Source organism: Streptomyces sp. NPDC096311 (genome assembly GCF_044763085.1).
Classification (GTDB): Bacteria; Actinomycetota; Actinomycetes; order Streptomycetales; family Streptomycetaceae; genus Streptomyces.
The window spans coordinates 351,166-366,058 of record NZ_JBIWFN010000012.1 but is presented as its reverse complement, the minus strand read 5'-3'; the positions used below and the strand labels follow the sequence as shown (position 1 = coordinate 366,058).

The following is a 14,893-nucleotide window of genomic DNA, read 5'->3' as shown; positions in this document are numbered from 1 at the left end:
GCCGCGGCAGACGGCGGCGCCGGGCCGACGACGGAGACGGAGACGGAGACGGATCGCAGGGCGTCTCATGAAGTTCGCAGTCATCGGCGGGACCGGCTGATCGGGTCACAGGTCGTACGGGACCTGGACGCGGCCGGACACGAGGCGGTGCCGCACTCGCCGTCCACCGGGGTCGGCATCCTCACCGGTCAGGGCGTGGACGCGGCGCCGGCCGGCGCCGCGTGGTCGTCGACCTGACCACGTCCTCACCACCAAGACGGGCGCCCGCATCGCCGCCACGCGCTGCACCGACTGGCTGAAGTAGCCCCGCAGGAGCACCCGCGATCCGCAAGGGACAGGTGCTCCACCGCCCTGCCCCGAAGTGCTCCACCCTCGTACCCCCGGAAGTGCTCCACCCTCGTACCCCCGGGAGTGCTCCACCCCCGTACCCCCGGGAGTGCTCCACCCCCGTACCCCCGGGAGTGCTCCACCCCCGTACCCCCAGGGGTGCTCCACCCCTGTACCCCGGGGATGCTCCACCCCCTGCCCGCCCCCATCTCACCCCGCTCATCCGAGCGCGATTCATCACGATCCGGTCTCGGCATGTGGTTGAGGTCTTGATTAATGCTCGTGTAATCGATTCCAATCCTCCATGTAATCGATTCCACGAGGAGGTGGAGCGGCGATGGCGAGCATCAAGGACGTTGCCGCCGAGGCCGGCGTATCCGTCGCCACGGTCTCGCGCGTCCTGAACGATCATCCGTCGGTCAGCGAAGACGCACGCACCCGCGTGCTGGCCGCCGTGCAGACCCTGGGCTACCGCCCGAATGCCGTCGCCCGCTCCCTGCGCACCGACCAGACCCGCACCCTCGGCCTGGTCATCAGCGACGTACTCAACCCGTACTTCACCGAGCTGGCCCGCTCCGTCGAGGAGGAGGCCCGCGCCCTCGGCTACAGCGTGATCATCGGCAACGCCGACGAACGGCCGGACCTCCAGGACCACCACGTACGGACCCTGCTGGACCGGCGGATCGACGGACTGCTCGTCTCCCCCGCCGACGGCGGCTCCCCGGGGATGCTGGACGCCGCGCGTGCGGGGACGCCGATGGTCTTCGTGGACCGCTGGATCCCGGGCGTGGACGTGCCCGTCGTACGGGCGGACGGCCGGACGGCGGTCCGGGATCTCGTGGCGCATCTGCACGGGCTCGGACACCGCCGGCTCGCGATCATCGCGGGGCCCGCGGCGACCACCACCGGCAGCGAGCGCGTGGAGGCCTTCCGGGAGGCCATGGCCGAGCACGGGCTGCCGCTCCCGGACGCCTACATAGGCCAGGGCGACTTCCAGGCCGAGAGCGGACGGCGGGTCACCGAGGGCTTCCTCGACCTGCCCGAGCCGCCCGAGGTCGTCTTCGCCGCCGACAACCTGATGGCGCTCGGCGCGCTGGACGCGGTCCGCGCGCGCGGGCTGCGGGTTCCCGAGGACGTCGCGCTCGCGGCGTTCGACGACATCCCGTGGTTCGTGCACACCGATCCGCCGATCACCGCGGTGGCCCAGCCGACCGGCGAGCTGGGGCGGGCCGCCGTACGCGCGCTCGTCGACCGGATCGAGGGGCGCCCCCCGCAGTCGGTCACCCTCGCCGCCCGTCTCGTCGTCCGCCGCTCGTGCGGCGAACCGGCCCCCACCCCGCACTCCCCCGTAACGAACAGGAGCAAGTCGTGAGCAACCAGGACGAGTTGCTGCGCATCGAGGGCATCCGAAAGACCTTCCCCGGCGTGGTCGCGCTCGACAGCGTCGACTTCGATCTGCGCCGCGGCGAGGTGCATGTGCTGCTCGGCGAGAACGGTGCCGGCAAGAGCACGCTCATCAAGATGCTCTCGGGCGCCTACCAGCCCGACTCCGGGCGCGTCCTCGTCGACGGCGAGGAGGTGCGCATCCACGGTGCGCAGGACTCCGAGCGCCTCGGGATCGCGACCATCTACCAGGAGTTCAACCTCGTTCCCGATCTGACGGTCGCCGAGAACATCTTCCTGGGGCGGCAGCCGCGCCGCTACGGGCTGATCGACCGGAAGACGATGGAGGCCGAGGCCGCCGAACTGCTGGAGCGGGTGGGTGTCAGCGTCTCCCCGCGCGCGCGGGTGCGTGAACTCGGCATCGCACGTCTCCAGATGGTCGAGATCGCGAAGGCGCTGAGCCTGAACGCCCGCGTGCTGATCATGGACGAGCCGACCGCGGTGCTCACCTCCGAAGAGGTCGAAAAACTCTTCTCCATCGTGCGTCGGCTGCGCGAGGACGGTGTCGGCATCGTCTTCATCACGCACCACCTGGAGGAGATCGCCGCCCTGGGGGACCGGGTCACCGTCATCCGGGACGGCAAGAGCGTCGGGCAGGTCCCGGCCTCCACCACCGAGGACGAGCTCGTACGGCTCATGGTGGGGCGGTCGATCGAGCAGCAGTATCCACGCGTGCGGGCCACGGGTGACGGCGGCTCCGGGGCCGCCCTGCTGACCGTCGAGGGGCTGACCCGCGACGGGGTCTTCCACGACGTGAGCTTCGAGGTGCGGGCCGGTGAGGTCGTCGGTATCGCGGGGCTCGTGGGGGCCGGGCGTACGGAGGTCGTACGAGCGGTCTTCGGGGCCGATCCGTACGACAAGGGGGCCGTCAAGGTCGCCGGTTCCGCGCTGCGGCGGCACGACGTGAACGCGGCGATGGCGGCCGGGATCGGGCTCATCCCCGAGGACCGCAAGGGCCAGGGGCTGCTCCTGGACGCCTCCGTCGAGGAGAACCTCGGCCTGGTCACGATGCGGGCGGCGACCCATGGCGGGCTCGTCGACCTCAAGGGCCAGCGGGTGGCCGCCGCGCGGATCGCCGAGCAGCTCGGCGTCCGGATGGCCGGTCTCGGCCAGCACGTGCGCACACTCTCCGGTGGCAACCAGCAGAAGGTCGTCATCGGCAAGTGGCTGCTGGCCGACACCAAGGTGCTGATCCTCGACGAGCCGACCCGTGGCATCGACGTCGGCGCCAAGGTCGAGATCTACCAGCTCGTCAACGAACTGACGGCCGCCGGCGCGGCCGTCCTGATGATCTCCAGCGATCTGCCCGAGGTGCTCGGCATGAGCGACCGGGTGCTGGTGATGGCCCAGGGCCGGATCGCGGGCGAACTGTCCGCCGACGAGGCGACCCAGGACTCCGTGATGGCACTCGCCGTCAGCACACCGACCACCAACACTGTTACCGCTGTGGAGGGCTCCCGTGGCCACTGACACGCTCAAGAGCACTACGGGCGCGAGTGGCGCCTCGGCGGTCCGCCGCCTTCTGCTCGACAACGGGGCGCTCACCGCGCTCATCGCCCTCGTCATCGCGATGTCGGCGCTGTCCGGCGACTTCCTGACGACGGACAACCTGCTCAACATCGGCGTCCAGGCGGCCGTGACCGCCATCCTCGCCTTCGGTGTGACCTTCGTGATCGTCTCGGCGGGCATCGACCTGTCGGTCGGCTCGGTCGCCGCGCTGTCCGCCACCGTCCTCGCCTGGATGGCGACATCGGAGGGCGTCCCGGTCTGGATCGCGGTGATCCTCGCGGTCGCGACCGGCATAGCGTGCGGCCTGGTCAACGGCGTCCTGATCTCCTACGGGAAGCTGCCGCCGTTCATCGCGACGCTCGCGATGCTGTCGGTGGGCCGAGGCCTGTCCCTGGTGATCTCGCAGGGCTCGCCGATCGCCTTCCCCGACTCGGTCTCGCACCTCGGTGACACCCTCGGCGGCTGGCTGCCGGTCCCGGTCCTGGTGATGGTCGTCATGGGCCTGATCACCGCCCTGATCCTGGGCCGTACCTACATCGGCCGCTCCATGTACGCGATCGGCGGCAACGAGGAGGCCGCGCGCCTCTCGGGTCTGCGGGTGAAGAAGCAGAAGCTCGCGATCTACGCCCTGTCGGGTCTCTTCGCGGCCGCCGCGGGCATCGTGCTCGCCTCCCGGCTCTCCTCCGCGCAGCCGCAGGCCGCGCAGGGCTACGAGCTGGACGCGATCGCCGCGGTCGTCATCGGCGGCGCCTCCCTGGCGGGCGGCACCGGCAAGGCGTCCGGCACGCTGATCGGCGCCCTCATACTCGCGGTGCTCCGCAACGGTCTGAACCTGCTCTCCGTCTCCGCCTTCTGGCAGCAGGTCGTCATCGGTGTCGTGATCGCGCTGGCGGTGCTGCTGGACACGTTGCGGCGCAAGGCCGGGACGACGCCGGTGGCCGCCGGGACGGGTGCGCCGGGCGGCAGGGGCAAGCAGGCGGCGACGTACATCATCGCGGCCGTGGTCGCGGCGGCCGTCGTCGGTGCGATGTCCTTCCTGCACAACGGCTCCTCCTCGTCGGCGACGAAGAAGGTGGGCCTGTCCCTCTCCACCCTGAACAACCCGTTCTTCGTGCAGATCAAGTCGGGTGCCCAGCAGGAGGCGAAGAGGCTCGGCGTGGACCTGACGGTCACGGACGCGCAGAACGACGCCTCGCAGCAGGCCAACCAGCTCCAGAACTTCACCAGTTCGGGTCTCGGTTCGATCATCGTCAATCCGGTGGACTCGGACGCGGCGGGCCCGGCGGTCCGCTCCGCGAACAAGGCCGGCATCCCCGTCGTCGGCGTGGACCGGGGCGTGAACAAGGCCGACACGGCCGCGCTGGTCGCCTCCGACAACATCGCGGGCGGCAAGCTCGGCGCCAAGGCGATGGCCGAGAAGCTGGGCGGCAAGGGCAAGATCGTGATCCTGCAGGGCCTGGCCGGAACGTCCGCGAGCCGTGAGCGCGGCGCGGGCTTCGCCGAGGGCCTGAAGGCCTACCCGGGCATCCAGGTCGTCGCCCGGCAGCCTGCGGACTTCGACCGCACCAAGGGCCTCGACGTGATGACGAACCTGCTTCAGGCGCACCCCGACATCCAGGGCGTCTTCGCCGAGAACGACGAGATGGCGCTCGGCGCGGTCAAGGCGCTCGGCTCCAAGGCCGGCACGTCGGTCTCGGTCATCGGCTTCGACGGCGAACCGGACGGCCTGAAGGCGGTCAAGGACGGCACGATGTACGCGTCCGTGGCCCAGCAGCCGAAGGAGCTCGGCCGGATCGCGGTGGAGAACGCGCTGAACGCCGCCGAGGGCAAGAAGGTCGAGAAGACGGTGATGGTGCCGGTGAAGGTGGTCACGAAGGAGAATGTGGCCGGCTTCGGCGGATGACCTGAGCGGGCCGCCCGGGCAGCGCGACGCGGACGACCTCCGCGCGCCGCCGGGCGGCTCGCCCCGTTGCTTCGACTCACCTTCATAGGGAGAAAGTTCATGTACGACTACGACCTGCTGGTCGTGGGATCGGCCAACGCCGACCTGGTGATCGGTGTCGAGCGGCGGCCCGCGGCCGGCGAGACGGTGCTCGGCTCCGACCTCGTCGTCCACCCGGGCGGCAAGGGCGCCAACCAGGCGGTCGCCGCCGGCCGCCTCGGAGCCCGTACGGCGCTGCTGGCCCGGGTCGGCGACGACGCGCACGGGCGGCTGCTGCTCGACTCGCAGCGGGCGGCCGGGGTCGACACGGCGGGCGTGCTCGTCGGCGGGGCCCCGACCGGGGTCGCGCTCATCACGGTGGACCCTTCCGGGGACAACAGCATCGTGGTCTCGCCCGGTGCCAACGGCCGCCTCACACCCGAGGACGTGCGGTCCGCCGGAAACCTCCTGGCGGCCTCCCGCGTGGTCTCGGCACAGCTGGAGATCCCGTTGGAGACGGTCGTGGAGGTCGTACGGAATCTCGCTCCCGGCAGCCGTTTCGTACTGAACCCGTCGCCGCCGCGCGCGCTGCCCGCCGAGGTGCTCGCGGCCTGCGATCCGCTGATCGTGAACGAGCACGAGGCACGGGTGATCGTCGGCACGGATCTCGGGGACTCACCGGAGGACTGGGCGTCCGCCCTGCTCGCCCTCGGCCCGCGCTCGGTGGTGATCACGCTGGGTGCGCGGGGCGCGCTGGTGGCCTCCGCCGAGGGCGCCGCGCGGGTGCCGTCGGTGAAGGTGGAGACGGTGGACACGACGGGCGCGGGGGACGCGTTCACGGCGGCACTGGCGTGGCGGCTCGGGCTCGACGAGCCGCTCGCCGAGGCCGCCGCGTACGCCGCCCGGGTCGGTGCGGCGGCGGTCACCCGCGCCGGCGCACAGCAGTCCTTCCCTACGGCCGAGGAGGTCGCGTCCCTTTGAAGAAGGCCGGAATCCTGAACCGCCATCTGTCGGGCGCGCTGGCCGAGCTGGGCCATGGGGACGGGGTCCTCGTCTGCGATGCCGGGATGCCCATCCCCGCCGGTCCGCGCGTCGTGGACCTGGCCTTCCGGGCCGGGGTGCCGTCCTTCGCCGAGGTGCTCGACGGGCTGCTGGAGGAACTCGTGGTGGAGGGCGCCACGGCCGCGCACGAGGTCCGCGGGGCCAACCCGGAGGCGACGGCCCTGCTGGACGCCCGTTTCCCCACGCTGTCGACGGTCTCCCACGAGGAACTGAAGTCGCTGTCGGCGGGCGCGAAGCTGATCGTCCGCACGGGAGAGGCACGGCCGTACGCGAACGTGCTGCTGCGGTGCGGGGTGTTCTTCTAGCCCGGTGTGCGACAGGTTCGGCACGGTGCACCACACGTTCAGCCCGGTGCCCGACATGCTTCGAGGGGCCCGGTCCGTCGACCAGGCCCCTCGGTTTTCCCCTCCGACATCAGAACCCCCGCGATCCCCCCAGATCCCCCTCCAGAAGTCCTGATGCCAAGTACGACACGCGGGCTGCGGGAAGGGTTGCACGGCCTTCCGAGATTTTTTCGGGATGCTTTCCGGCATGAGTGAATCCGCTTCCTCCTTCGAGGACGACGTGCTCGGTGAACTGGGCGACGACAAGCTCCAGGAGATCGCGGGGCTGCTGGGGACCGACACGGCGGGCGCCCAGGAGGTGGTCGGGACCACGGTCTCGGCACTCGCCGGCCCCGTACAGGAGGAGGCCGCGGCGGCGCCCGAGGAGGAGGCCCCGCTCAAGGGCGTGTCCACCCTGGGCGGGTTCGCCACCGGCGGTCTGATGGCCGGGGTGCTGGCCAGGGTGAGCAAGCCGGTCGCGAACGCCGTCGCCAAGAAGACGGGCATCCCGGTGGCCACGGTCACCCGCGTCATCGAGATGCTCGTCCCGGTCGTACTGGCGGTCCTCAGCAAGCGGGCGGCACGCAAGAAGTGACCAGGAAATGACAGCGGCCGCCGACGGGGCTACCCGGCGTGCTCCACGAACCGCGCCGCCGTCTCCGCCAAGACCTCCCGCCCGTCGCGCGCCCACAGCCCGTCGTTGAACAGCTCGACCTCGATCGGCCCGGAATATCCGGCCGCCTCGACGTACCCCCGCCACTCCCGCATGTCGATCGAACCGTCGCCGATCTGACCGCGGCCGTTGAGGACACCCTCGGGCAGCGGAGTCGTCCAGTCGGCGAGCTGGAAGGTGTGGATACGGCCGCCGGCGCCCGCGCGGGCGATCTGAGCGGGAGCCGTGTCGTCCCACCAGATGTGGTAGGTGTCGACGGTGACGCCCACCTGGTCCGCCGGGAAGCGTTCCGCGAGGTCCAGGGCCTGGGCGAGGGTGGACACCACACAACGGTCCGCGGCGTACATGGGGTGGAGGGGCTCGATGGCCAGCCGCACGCCCCGCTCGGCGGCGTACGGGCCCAGCTCCCCCAGCGCGTCGGCGATCCGCTCCCGCGCGCCGTGCAGGTCCTTCGAGCCGGCCGGCAGCCCCCCGGAGACCAGCACCAGGGTGTCGGTGCCGAGGGTCGCGGCCTCGTCGACGGCCGCACGGTTGTCGTCCAGGGCGCGGGCCCGCTCCTGCGGGTCGATCGCCGTGAAGAAGCCGCCACGGCAGAGCGTGGTGACGGCCAGACCGGCGTCGCGGACGAGTTTGGCGGTGGCGTCCAGGCCGTACGACTGGACGGGTTCACGCCAGAGTCCGACACCCGGGATCCCCAGCTCGAGGCAGGACTCGACCAGTTCGGGCATCGACAGCTGCTTGACCGTCATCTGGTTGATGGAGAAACGGGCGAGGCTGCTCATGAGGTCACTCCGTACAGGGCCAGCAGGGTCTTCATCCGGGCCTCGGCGAGCTCCGGGTTCGGGAACAGGCCCAGGGTGTCCGCCAGCTCGTACGCCCGCGCGAAGTGCGGCAGCGAGCGGGCCGACTGGAGCCCGCCGACCATGGTGAAGTGTTCCTGGTGCCCGGCCAGCCACGCCAGCAGGACGACGCCCGTCTTGTAGAACCGGGTCGGCGCCTCGAAGAGATGGCGGGAGAGCTCGACGGTGGGGTCGAGAAGCTCACGGAAGCCCTTCACGTCACCGGTGTCGAGCACCCGTACCGCCTCGGCCGCGAGCGGACCCAGCGGATCGAAGATGCCGAGCAGGGCGTGGCTGAAGCCCTGCTCGTCGCCCGCGATCAGTTCGGGGTAGTTGAAGTCGTCACCCGTGTAGCAGCGGACGCCCTGCGGCAGGCGGCGGCGCAGGTCTACCTCGCGCTGGGCGTCGAGGAGGGAGACCTTGATGCCGTCGACCTTGTCCGGGTGGGCGGCGATGACCTCCAGGAACACGTCCGTGGCCGCGTCCAGGTCGCCCGACCCCCAGTAGCCCTCAAGGGCGGGGTCGAACATGGGGCCGAGCCAGTGCAGGACCACGGGCTCGGCCGCCTGGCGGAGCAGATGCCCATAGACCTTCAGGTAGTCCTCGGGCCCCTTCGCGGTCGCCGCCAGCGCCCGGGAGGCCATGAGGATGGCCTGCGCCCCCGACTCCTCGACGAGGGCGAGCTGCTCCTCGTAGGCCGTCCGCACCTCGTCCAACGAGGCCGGACCGGTGAGCTGATCGGTGCCGACACCGCACGCGATACGGCCCCCGACCGCCTTCGCCTCCGCGGCGGACCGGCGGATGAGTTCCGCCGCGCCCGCCCAGTCCAGGCCCATCCCGCGCTGCGCGGTGTCCATCGCCTCGGCGACGCCGAGCCCGTGGGACCACAGGTGGCGGCGGAAGGCGAGGGTGGCGTCCCAGTCGACGGCGGCGGCCGAGTCGGGCGAGACGTCCGCGAACGGGTCGGCGACGACGTGCGCGGCCGAGAAGACCGTACGGGAGGCGAAGGGCGCGCCGGTGGTGACGGCGAGTGGGACGGCACGCGGCTCATAGGCCTTCAACCGCCCACTGGCGGAGGGCAGTTGGATGGTCACAGCGAGATCTCCGGCACGTCGAGACGGCGGCCCTCGGCCGAGGACCTCAGCCCCAGTTCGGCGAGCTGGACGCCGCGGGCGCCGGCGAGGAGGTCCCAGTGGTAGGGGGCGTCGGCGTACACATGCCGCAGGAACAGCTCCCACTGTGCCTTGAAGCCGTTGTCGAACTCGGCGTTGTCGGGGATCTCCTGCCACTGGTCGCGGAAGGAGTAGGTGGCCGGGATGTCCGGGTTCCAGACCGGCTTGGGGGTCGCCGAGCGGTGCTGGACGCGGCAGTTGCGCAGCCCCGCGACGGCCGACCCCTCCGTTCCGTCGACCTGGAACTCGACCAGCTCGTCGCGGTTGACGCGCACCGCCCAGGAGGAGTTGATCTGGGCGATGGCGCCGCCCTCCAGCTCGAAGACGCCGTACGCGGCGTCGTCGGCCGTGGCGTCGTACGGCTTGTCCTGCTCGTCCCAGCGCTGCGGGATGTGGGTGGCGGTGAGCGCCTGGACGGAGGTGACCCGGCCGAACAGCTCGTGGAGCACGTACTCCCAGTGCGGGAACATGTCGACGACGATGCCGCCGCCGTCCTCCGCGCGATAGTTCCAGGAGGGGCGCTGGGCGCTCTGCCAGTCGCCCTCGAAGACCCAGTACCCGAACTCCCCGCGGATGGACAGGATCCGCCCGAAGAAGCCCCCGTCGATGAGCCGCTTGAGTTTCAGCAGCCCCGGGAGGAAGAGCTTGTCCTGCACGACCCCGTGCTTGATGCCCTTCTCGTGGGCGAGGCGGGCCAGCTCCAGGGCGCCGTCGAGGCCGGTGGCGGTGGGCTTCTCGGTGTAGATGTGCTTACCCGCCGCGATGGCCTTCTTGATGGCCTCCTCCCGGGCGGAGGTCACCTGGGCGTCGAAGTAGATCTCCACGGTCGGGTCGGCGAGGACCTCGTCCACGTCCGTCGACCAGTGCTCCAGGCCGTGCTGCTCGGCGAGCGCCTTCAGCGCGTGCTCGCGGCGGCCGAGGAGGACCGGCTCGGGCCACAGCACCGTGCCGTCGCCGAGGTCGAGGCCGCCCTGGTCGCGCAGGGCGAGAATCGAGCGGACGAGGTGCTGGCGGTAGCCCATGCGCCCCGTCACGCCGTTCATGGCGATTCGCACCGTCTTGCGTGTCACGTGATTCCCTTCGTACGCGGGTTCCGCGCCGCGTACGCCCCACTGGTGAACGTGACAGCAAGCGCTTTCTACACAAGAAGAAGTTAGCCTCTGTCGAGCCGATTGGACAAGACCATACGGACGACGAGATGTTCGACCGTCCGGACGGCTGGACGTAGGGGGCGTGGCACGGTCGGATGGAGCACTACGAGCAGTACGTGCACGACAGGTACGACGGGTACGACGGGTACGGCAGGCCAAAGAGCACAGCGAGCACGAGAAGCACGATGAGGTGCTACGAGATGCGTGACCGGAGGACGACGAGATGACCGTGACCCTGGCGGACGTGGCGGCGCGTGCGCAGGTCTCGCCCGCGACCGTGTCCCGGGTGCTGAACGGGAACTATCCCGTCGCGGCGTCCACGCGCGAGCGGGTGCTGCGCGCGGTGGACGACCTGGACTACGTACTGAACGGACCCGCGAGTTCGCTGGCCGCCGCCACCTCCGACCTGGTCGGCATCCTGGTGAACGACATCGCCGACCCCTTCTTCGGAATCATGGCGGCCGCGATCCAGTCGGAGATCGGCGGGCCCGGGGGACGTGCGGGCGGCGAACGGCTCGGGGTCGTGTGCAACACCGGCGGCTCCCCGGAGCGTGAGCTGACCTACCTCACCCTCCTTCAGCGCCAGCGCGCCGCCGCGGTCGTCCTGACGGGCGGCGCCGTCGAGGACGCGCCGCACGCGGCGGCGGTCGCGGCGAAGCTGCGCAAGCTCGGGGACGCGGGGACCCAGGTGGTCCTGTGCGGACGGCCGCCCGCGCCCGACGCCCCCGAGGCGATCGCGCTCACCTTCGACAACAGGGGCGGCGGACAGCAGCTCACCGAGCATCTGATCGGGCTCGGCCACCGCAGGCTCGGCTACATCGCGGGCCCGGAGGAGCGGACGACGACCCGGCACCGCCTCGAGGGGCACCGCGTCGCGCTCGCCGCGCACGACATCGAGGACGATCCGCGCCGCACGGTGCACGGACGCTACGACCGTCGCGCCGGCTACGAGGCGACCCTCGAACTCCTGCGCCGTGACCCGTCGTTGACGGCTGTCGTCGCCGCCAACGACACCGTCGCGCTCGGCGCGTGTGCCGCGCTGCGTGAGTCGGGCCTGCGTATCCCCGACGACGTGTCCGTCGCCGGTTTCGACGACCTCCCCTTCAGTATCGACGCCGTCCCCGCGCTCACGACGGTGCGGTTGCCCCTCTCGGAGGCGGGGGCCAGGGCCGGGCGTATCGCGATGGGCCGCGAGGAGCCGCCGCCGGGCGGGATCGCGACGGTGCGGGGGGAGTTGATGGTGCGGGGGTCCACGGGGGTACCGCGAGTCTGAACGTGGGGTTTTCGCCCCCGCCGCCCCTACCCGACCCTCCCGTCCCTGGGGGCTCCGCCCCCAGACCCCCGGGTGGGTTTGTCACCTGCGGGCCGGTGGGGGCCGGGCTCGCAGTTCCCTGCGCCCCTGGGGGGGCTACGCCCCCACTCACCCGCAGCCGGGGGACACACGGAAGGGGCCGTGGCGGTGCGTCGCAAGCGCGTCGCTTACGTTCGGATCGAGCAGCGGATCGCTTGCCCGGCCCACGTCTGATCCGGCGGCGACGGGCTCGACGTACCGCCACGGCCCCGACCCACCCACACGGGCCCGCGATCACACGTGCGGGCGGTGCCCCTTCTCCTGACGGGGGAACGACTGGTCGGCACCGGGAAGCGTCGGCTTCGGAAGGGTCGCGACCTCCTCCTTCGCCTTCTCCAGCTGCTCCGCCGTGTCGTCCGGCAGCCGCGGCGGACGCGGACGCCCGTCCGAGAAGCGGAACGCCGACGTGAAGTCGCCGAACGTCGACCGGCGCCAGTCACTGACGTTGGGCTCCTCGACCCCCGTGAAGCGCTCGAGGAACTGCAGCGTCGAGGTGTGGTCGAACGCCTCCGAGGCCACCCAACCCCCCACCGTCCAGGGCGAGACGATGATCGCGGGGACCCGGAATCCGCCCCCGATGGGCAGCCCCTGGACGAACTCGTCCGGCGTACCGGCCGCGGGCGTCGGCGGCGGCACATGGTCGAACAGGCCGTCGTTCTCGTCGTAGTTCAGGATGAACGCGGTCTTCCGCCACACCTTCGGATTCGAGGCGATCGCCTCGATCTTCGACGCGACGAAATCGGCGCCCGCGGCGGGCAGGTAGTCCGGGTGCTCGGACTGGAAGCTCGTCGGCATGATCCAGGAGACGGCCGGCAGCCGGTCGTTCCGCGCGTCGTCCTCGAACGTGCCCTCCGGCTGCGGACGTACACCGCGCTCGTACAGGTCGGACCCCGGCGCCGCCGCGCGGAAGCTCGCGAACTGCTCCAGCATGTTGCAGCCGTAGTCGTCGTCCTGCTGGTACACCTTCCAGCTGACCCCGGCCGCCTGCAGCCGCTCCGCGTACGTCGTCCACCGGTACGGCGTCGGCGCCTTGTTGACGAGGACCGGTCCGCCCTGCGTGCCGCCGGGGTCGATCGTGCCGGTCATCCAGTACAGCCGGTTGGGCCAGGTCGGCCCGAACACCGAGCAGAAGTAGTGGTCGCAGACGGTGAAGGTCTCCGCCAGCGCGAACTGGAAGGGGATGTCCTCACGCGTGTAGTAGCCCATCACGTACGGCCCGTTGATCCCGTCCGCCTTGCGGTGCGCCGGCAGCCAGCGGTCCATCTTCCCGCCGTTCCACGCCTCGTGCTGCACCGCCCACGCGTGGCTCGTGGACGGGATCGCCTGGGCGCTGGACGTGTGGGTGTCGAGGTGGAAGGGGAGCAGATACCCCTTCGGGTTCACGGCGTCGGGCTGGTAGAACACCGACCGCCCGGTGTCGAGCTTCAGCGCGTGCGGGTCGGCGAAGCCGCGAACGCCGGACAGGGTGCCGAAGTAATGGTCGAAGGACCGGTTCTCCTGCATCAGCAGGACGACGTGCTCGATGTCGCGGAGCGAGCCGTGCTTCGGCGGCCCGGCCGCGACGGCCTTCTGGACGCTCGGCGGGAGGAGGGAGAGTGCCGCGGCGCCGCCCAGCGCGCCCGCGGCCGAACCCAGGAGTCTACGACGTGTCAACTCGGCCATTGCTGCCCCTTCTTGAGACTTCGTCAGCTCTCCGGAGTCGAACGGCGGCCCGCACGGGAGCGGGCCCGCCGCTTCACTCTCCTAGGGACGACCGAGGGTTGGCAGAGGCCTGCGATGAACTCGTGGCCAACGCGCGGCAAGGGGTTGGCCACGTCATGACCGGGATTGCCAGGGAGTTGCCCGACCGTTGCCCGCGCTTGGCCGAAGCCGTAGGCTCGGCACATACCTCTGACTGAGTCAACTATCAGGTCCGAGCAACCAAGGCCGCTGAGCCAGACCGGAACAACCAGCGCCGACCATCCGGGGTTGAGTGATCATGACCGTCCAGGACATCCGCTCCTTCAACCGCTTCTACACGAACGTCATCGGGGCCCTCGACTACGGCCGCCACCTCTACGCCCCCTACACCCTCACCGAGTCCCGTGTGCTGTACGAGCTCGCCCACTCCCCCCGCACCGACGCCGCCGACCTCCGCGGCGAACTGTCCCTGGACGCGGGTTACCTGAGCCGCATCCTGAACAAGTTCGAGCAGGATGGCCTGATCGAGCGGACGCCCTCGGAGCGGGACCCGCGGCGGCGCCGCATCACGCTCACGGCACAGGGCAGGGAGACGGCGTCCCTGCTGGACGAGCGCTCACGGGAATCGGTGGGGGCGCTGCTGGCGACCGTGCCGGCCGACGACCGCCCCCGGCTCGCCGAGGCGATGCGGACCGTGCGCACGCTGCTCTCCTCCGGGCGCCCACCCCGCCGCGAGGACGTCGTCCTGCGCGACCCCGGACCCGGCGACCTCGGCTGGATCGTGCAGCGCAACGCCGCGCTGTACGCCGCCGAGTACGGCTGGAACGCCGACTACGAAGGCCTGGTCGCCCGGATCGTGGCGGACTTCGCCGAGGACCACGATCCGCACCTGGAGCGGGTGTGGATCGCCGAGCTGGACGGCCGGCCGGTGGGCTGCGTGATGTGCGTACGCGACGACGCGCCCGGGACCGCCCGCCTCCGCCTCCTCCTCGTCGAGCCCGACGCGCGCGGGCTGCGCATCGGCGACCGGCTGGTCGAGGCCGTCATCGACTTCGCGCGGGACGGCGGCTACCGGGACCTGGTCCTGTGGACCAACGACGTGCTCTCCGCCGCCCGCCGCATCTACCAGCGCCACGGTTTCGTCCTCGTCGCCGAGAAACCGCACCGCTCGTTCGGAGCGGACCTGACCGGCCAGGACTGGCGGTTGGATCTGCATCCCCCACAGGAGTGACCGGTCGGGCTCACACGGGATTCCAGGTGCCGCCGCTCATCCGGTGGACGGTCACCACCGGGGACACGCCATCGCCGTTCGCGTCGAAGCGGACCTTTCCCATCGCCCCGTCGAAGTCGACGCCTCCCACCACCGCTCGCACGCCAGCGATTTCGGCATCTTGGCGACACAAAGGGCACGTGGCAGTGCTGGTGGAAAAGGTAGGGTCCAT

At 71.0% G+C, this 14,893-nt stretch carries 13 protein-coding genes and 1 pseudogene; 9 read left to right on the top strand and 5 right to left on the bottom strand.

From position 1 onward, the window contains the following. Positions 1-67: 67 nt before the first annotated feature. From ACIRA5_RS30245 to ACIRA5_RS30215, 7 genes and pseudogenes are all read left to right on the top strand, one after another. A pseudogene (locus tag ACIRA5_RS30245) lies at positions 68-275 on the top strand (LysR family transcriptional regulator); the annotation flags it as partial. 389 nt (positions 276-664) lie between these two features. Beyond that, positions 665-1,699, top strand: a complete 1,035-nt coding sequence (locus ACIRA5_RS30240) for a LacI family DNA-binding transcriptional regulator (RefSeq protein ID WP_403695782.1) — start codon at positions 665-667, stop codon at positions 1,697-1,699. Continuing rightward, complete coding sequence (locus tag ACIRA5_RS30235) at positions 1,696-3,240, top strand: sugar ABC transporter ATP-binding protein (protein ID WP_403695779.1); 1,545 nt, start codon at positions 1,696-1,698, stop codon at positions 3,238-3,240. Before ACIRA5_RS30240 ends, ACIRA5_RS30235 begins: the two co-directional genes overlap by 4 nt. Further along, positions 3,230-5,182 carry a substrate-binding domain-containing protein gene (locus ACIRA5_RS30230; RefSeq protein WP_403695776.1) on the top strand — a complete coding sequence of 651 codons (1,953 nt, stop codon included), beginning with the start codon at positions 3,230-3,232 and terminating at the stop codon, positions 5,180-5,182. The genes ACIRA5_RS30235 and ACIRA5_RS30230 overlap by 11 nt, the downstream gene beginning before the upstream one ends. A gap of 99 nt (positions 5,183-5,281) precedes the next feature. Then, positions 5,282-6,181, top strand: coding sequence for a ribokinase (locus tag ACIRA5_RS30225; protein ID WP_403695773.1), 900 nt, complete (start codon positions 5,282-5,284; stop codon positions 6,179-6,181). After that, positions 6,178-6,567 carry a D-ribose pyranase gene (gene rbsD, locus ACIRA5_RS30220; RefSeq protein WP_261684776.1) on the top strand — a complete coding sequence of 130 codons (390 nt, stop codon included), beginning with the start codon at positions 6,178-6,180 and terminating at the stop codon, positions 6,565-6,567. The genes ACIRA5_RS30225 and rbsD overlap by 4 nt, the downstream gene beginning before the upstream one ends. 226 nt (positions 6,568-6,793) lie before the next feature. Next, the gene (locus ACIRA5_RS30215) at positions 6,794-7,180 is read left to right on the top strand and encodes a DUF937 domain-containing protein (protein ID WP_403695770.1); all 387 of its coding nucleotides are present in this window, start codon (positions 6,794-6,796) and stop codon (positions 7,178-7,180) included. 29 nt (positions 7,181-7,209) lie between these two features. On the opposite strand, the gene ACIRA5_RS30210 is transcribed toward ACIRA5_RS30215, so the two are convergent. Genes ACIRA5_RS30210 through ACIRA5_RS30200 form a run of 3 tightly spaced genes read right to left on the bottom strand, consistent with a single transcriptional unit; the run spans position 7,210 to position 10,339 of the window. Continuing rightward, entirely contained in the window at positions 7,210-8,040 is an 831-nt protein-coding gene (locus ACIRA5_RS30210; RefSeq protein ID WP_054231848.1) for a sugar phosphate isomerase/epimerase, read from the bottom strand. Further along, a complete protein-coding gene (locus tag ACIRA5_RS30205; RefSeq protein WP_403695767.1) occupies positions 8,037-9,191 on the bottom strand; it encodes a dihydrodipicolinate synthase family protein in 1,155 nt (384 codons plus the stop codon). The genes ACIRA5_RS30210 and ACIRA5_RS30205 overlap by 4 nt, the downstream gene beginning before the upstream one ends. Continuing rightward, entirely contained in the window at positions 9,188-10,339 is a 1,152-nt protein-coding gene (locus tag ACIRA5_RS30200; protein ID WP_388521268.1) for a Gfo/Idh/MocA family protein, read from the bottom strand. Before ACIRA5_RS30200 ends, ACIRA5_RS30205 begins: the two co-directional genes overlap by 4 nt. A gap of 304 nt (positions 10,340-10,643) precedes the next feature. Here ACIRA5_RS30200 and ACIRA5_RS30195 point away from each other — a divergent pair, with 304 nt between their 5' ends. After that, positions 10,644-11,693 carry a LacI family DNA-binding transcriptional regulator gene (locus tag ACIRA5_RS30195; protein ID WP_403695764.1) on the top strand — a complete coding sequence of 350 codons (1,050 nt, stop codon included), beginning with the start codon at positions 10,644-10,646 and terminating at the stop codon, positions 11,691-11,693. A 312-nt stretch (positions 11,694-12,005) separates the two neighbouring features. On the opposite strand, the gene ACIRA5_RS30190 is transcribed toward ACIRA5_RS30195, so the two are convergent. Continuing rightward, positions 12,006-13,433, bottom strand: coding sequence for an alkaline phosphatase family protein (locus ACIRA5_RS30190; protein ID WP_403695761.1), 1,428 nt, complete (start codon positions 13,431-13,433; stop codon positions 12,006-12,008). Between the two features lie 316 nt (positions 13,434-13,749). Between ACIRA5_RS30190 and ACIRA5_RS30185 the strand changes: the two genes are divergently transcribed. Further along, a complete protein-coding gene (locus ACIRA5_RS30185) occupies positions 13,750-14,682 on the top strand; it encodes a bifunctional helix-turn-helix transcriptional regulator/GNAT family N-acetyltransferase (RefSeq protein ID WP_352046929.1) in 933 nt (310 codons plus the stop codon). A 10-nt stretch (positions 14,683-14,692) separates the two neighbouring features. Here the strand turns inward: ACIRA5_RS30185 and ACIRA5_RS30180 are convergent, their stop codons facing one another. Further along, positions 14,693-14,824, bottom strand: coding sequence for a hypothetical protein (locus ACIRA5_RS30180; RefSeq protein ID WP_403695758.1), 132 nt, complete (start codon positions 14,822-14,824; stop codon positions 14,693-14,695). Between the last annotated feature and the right edge of the window lie 69 nt (positions 14,825-14,893).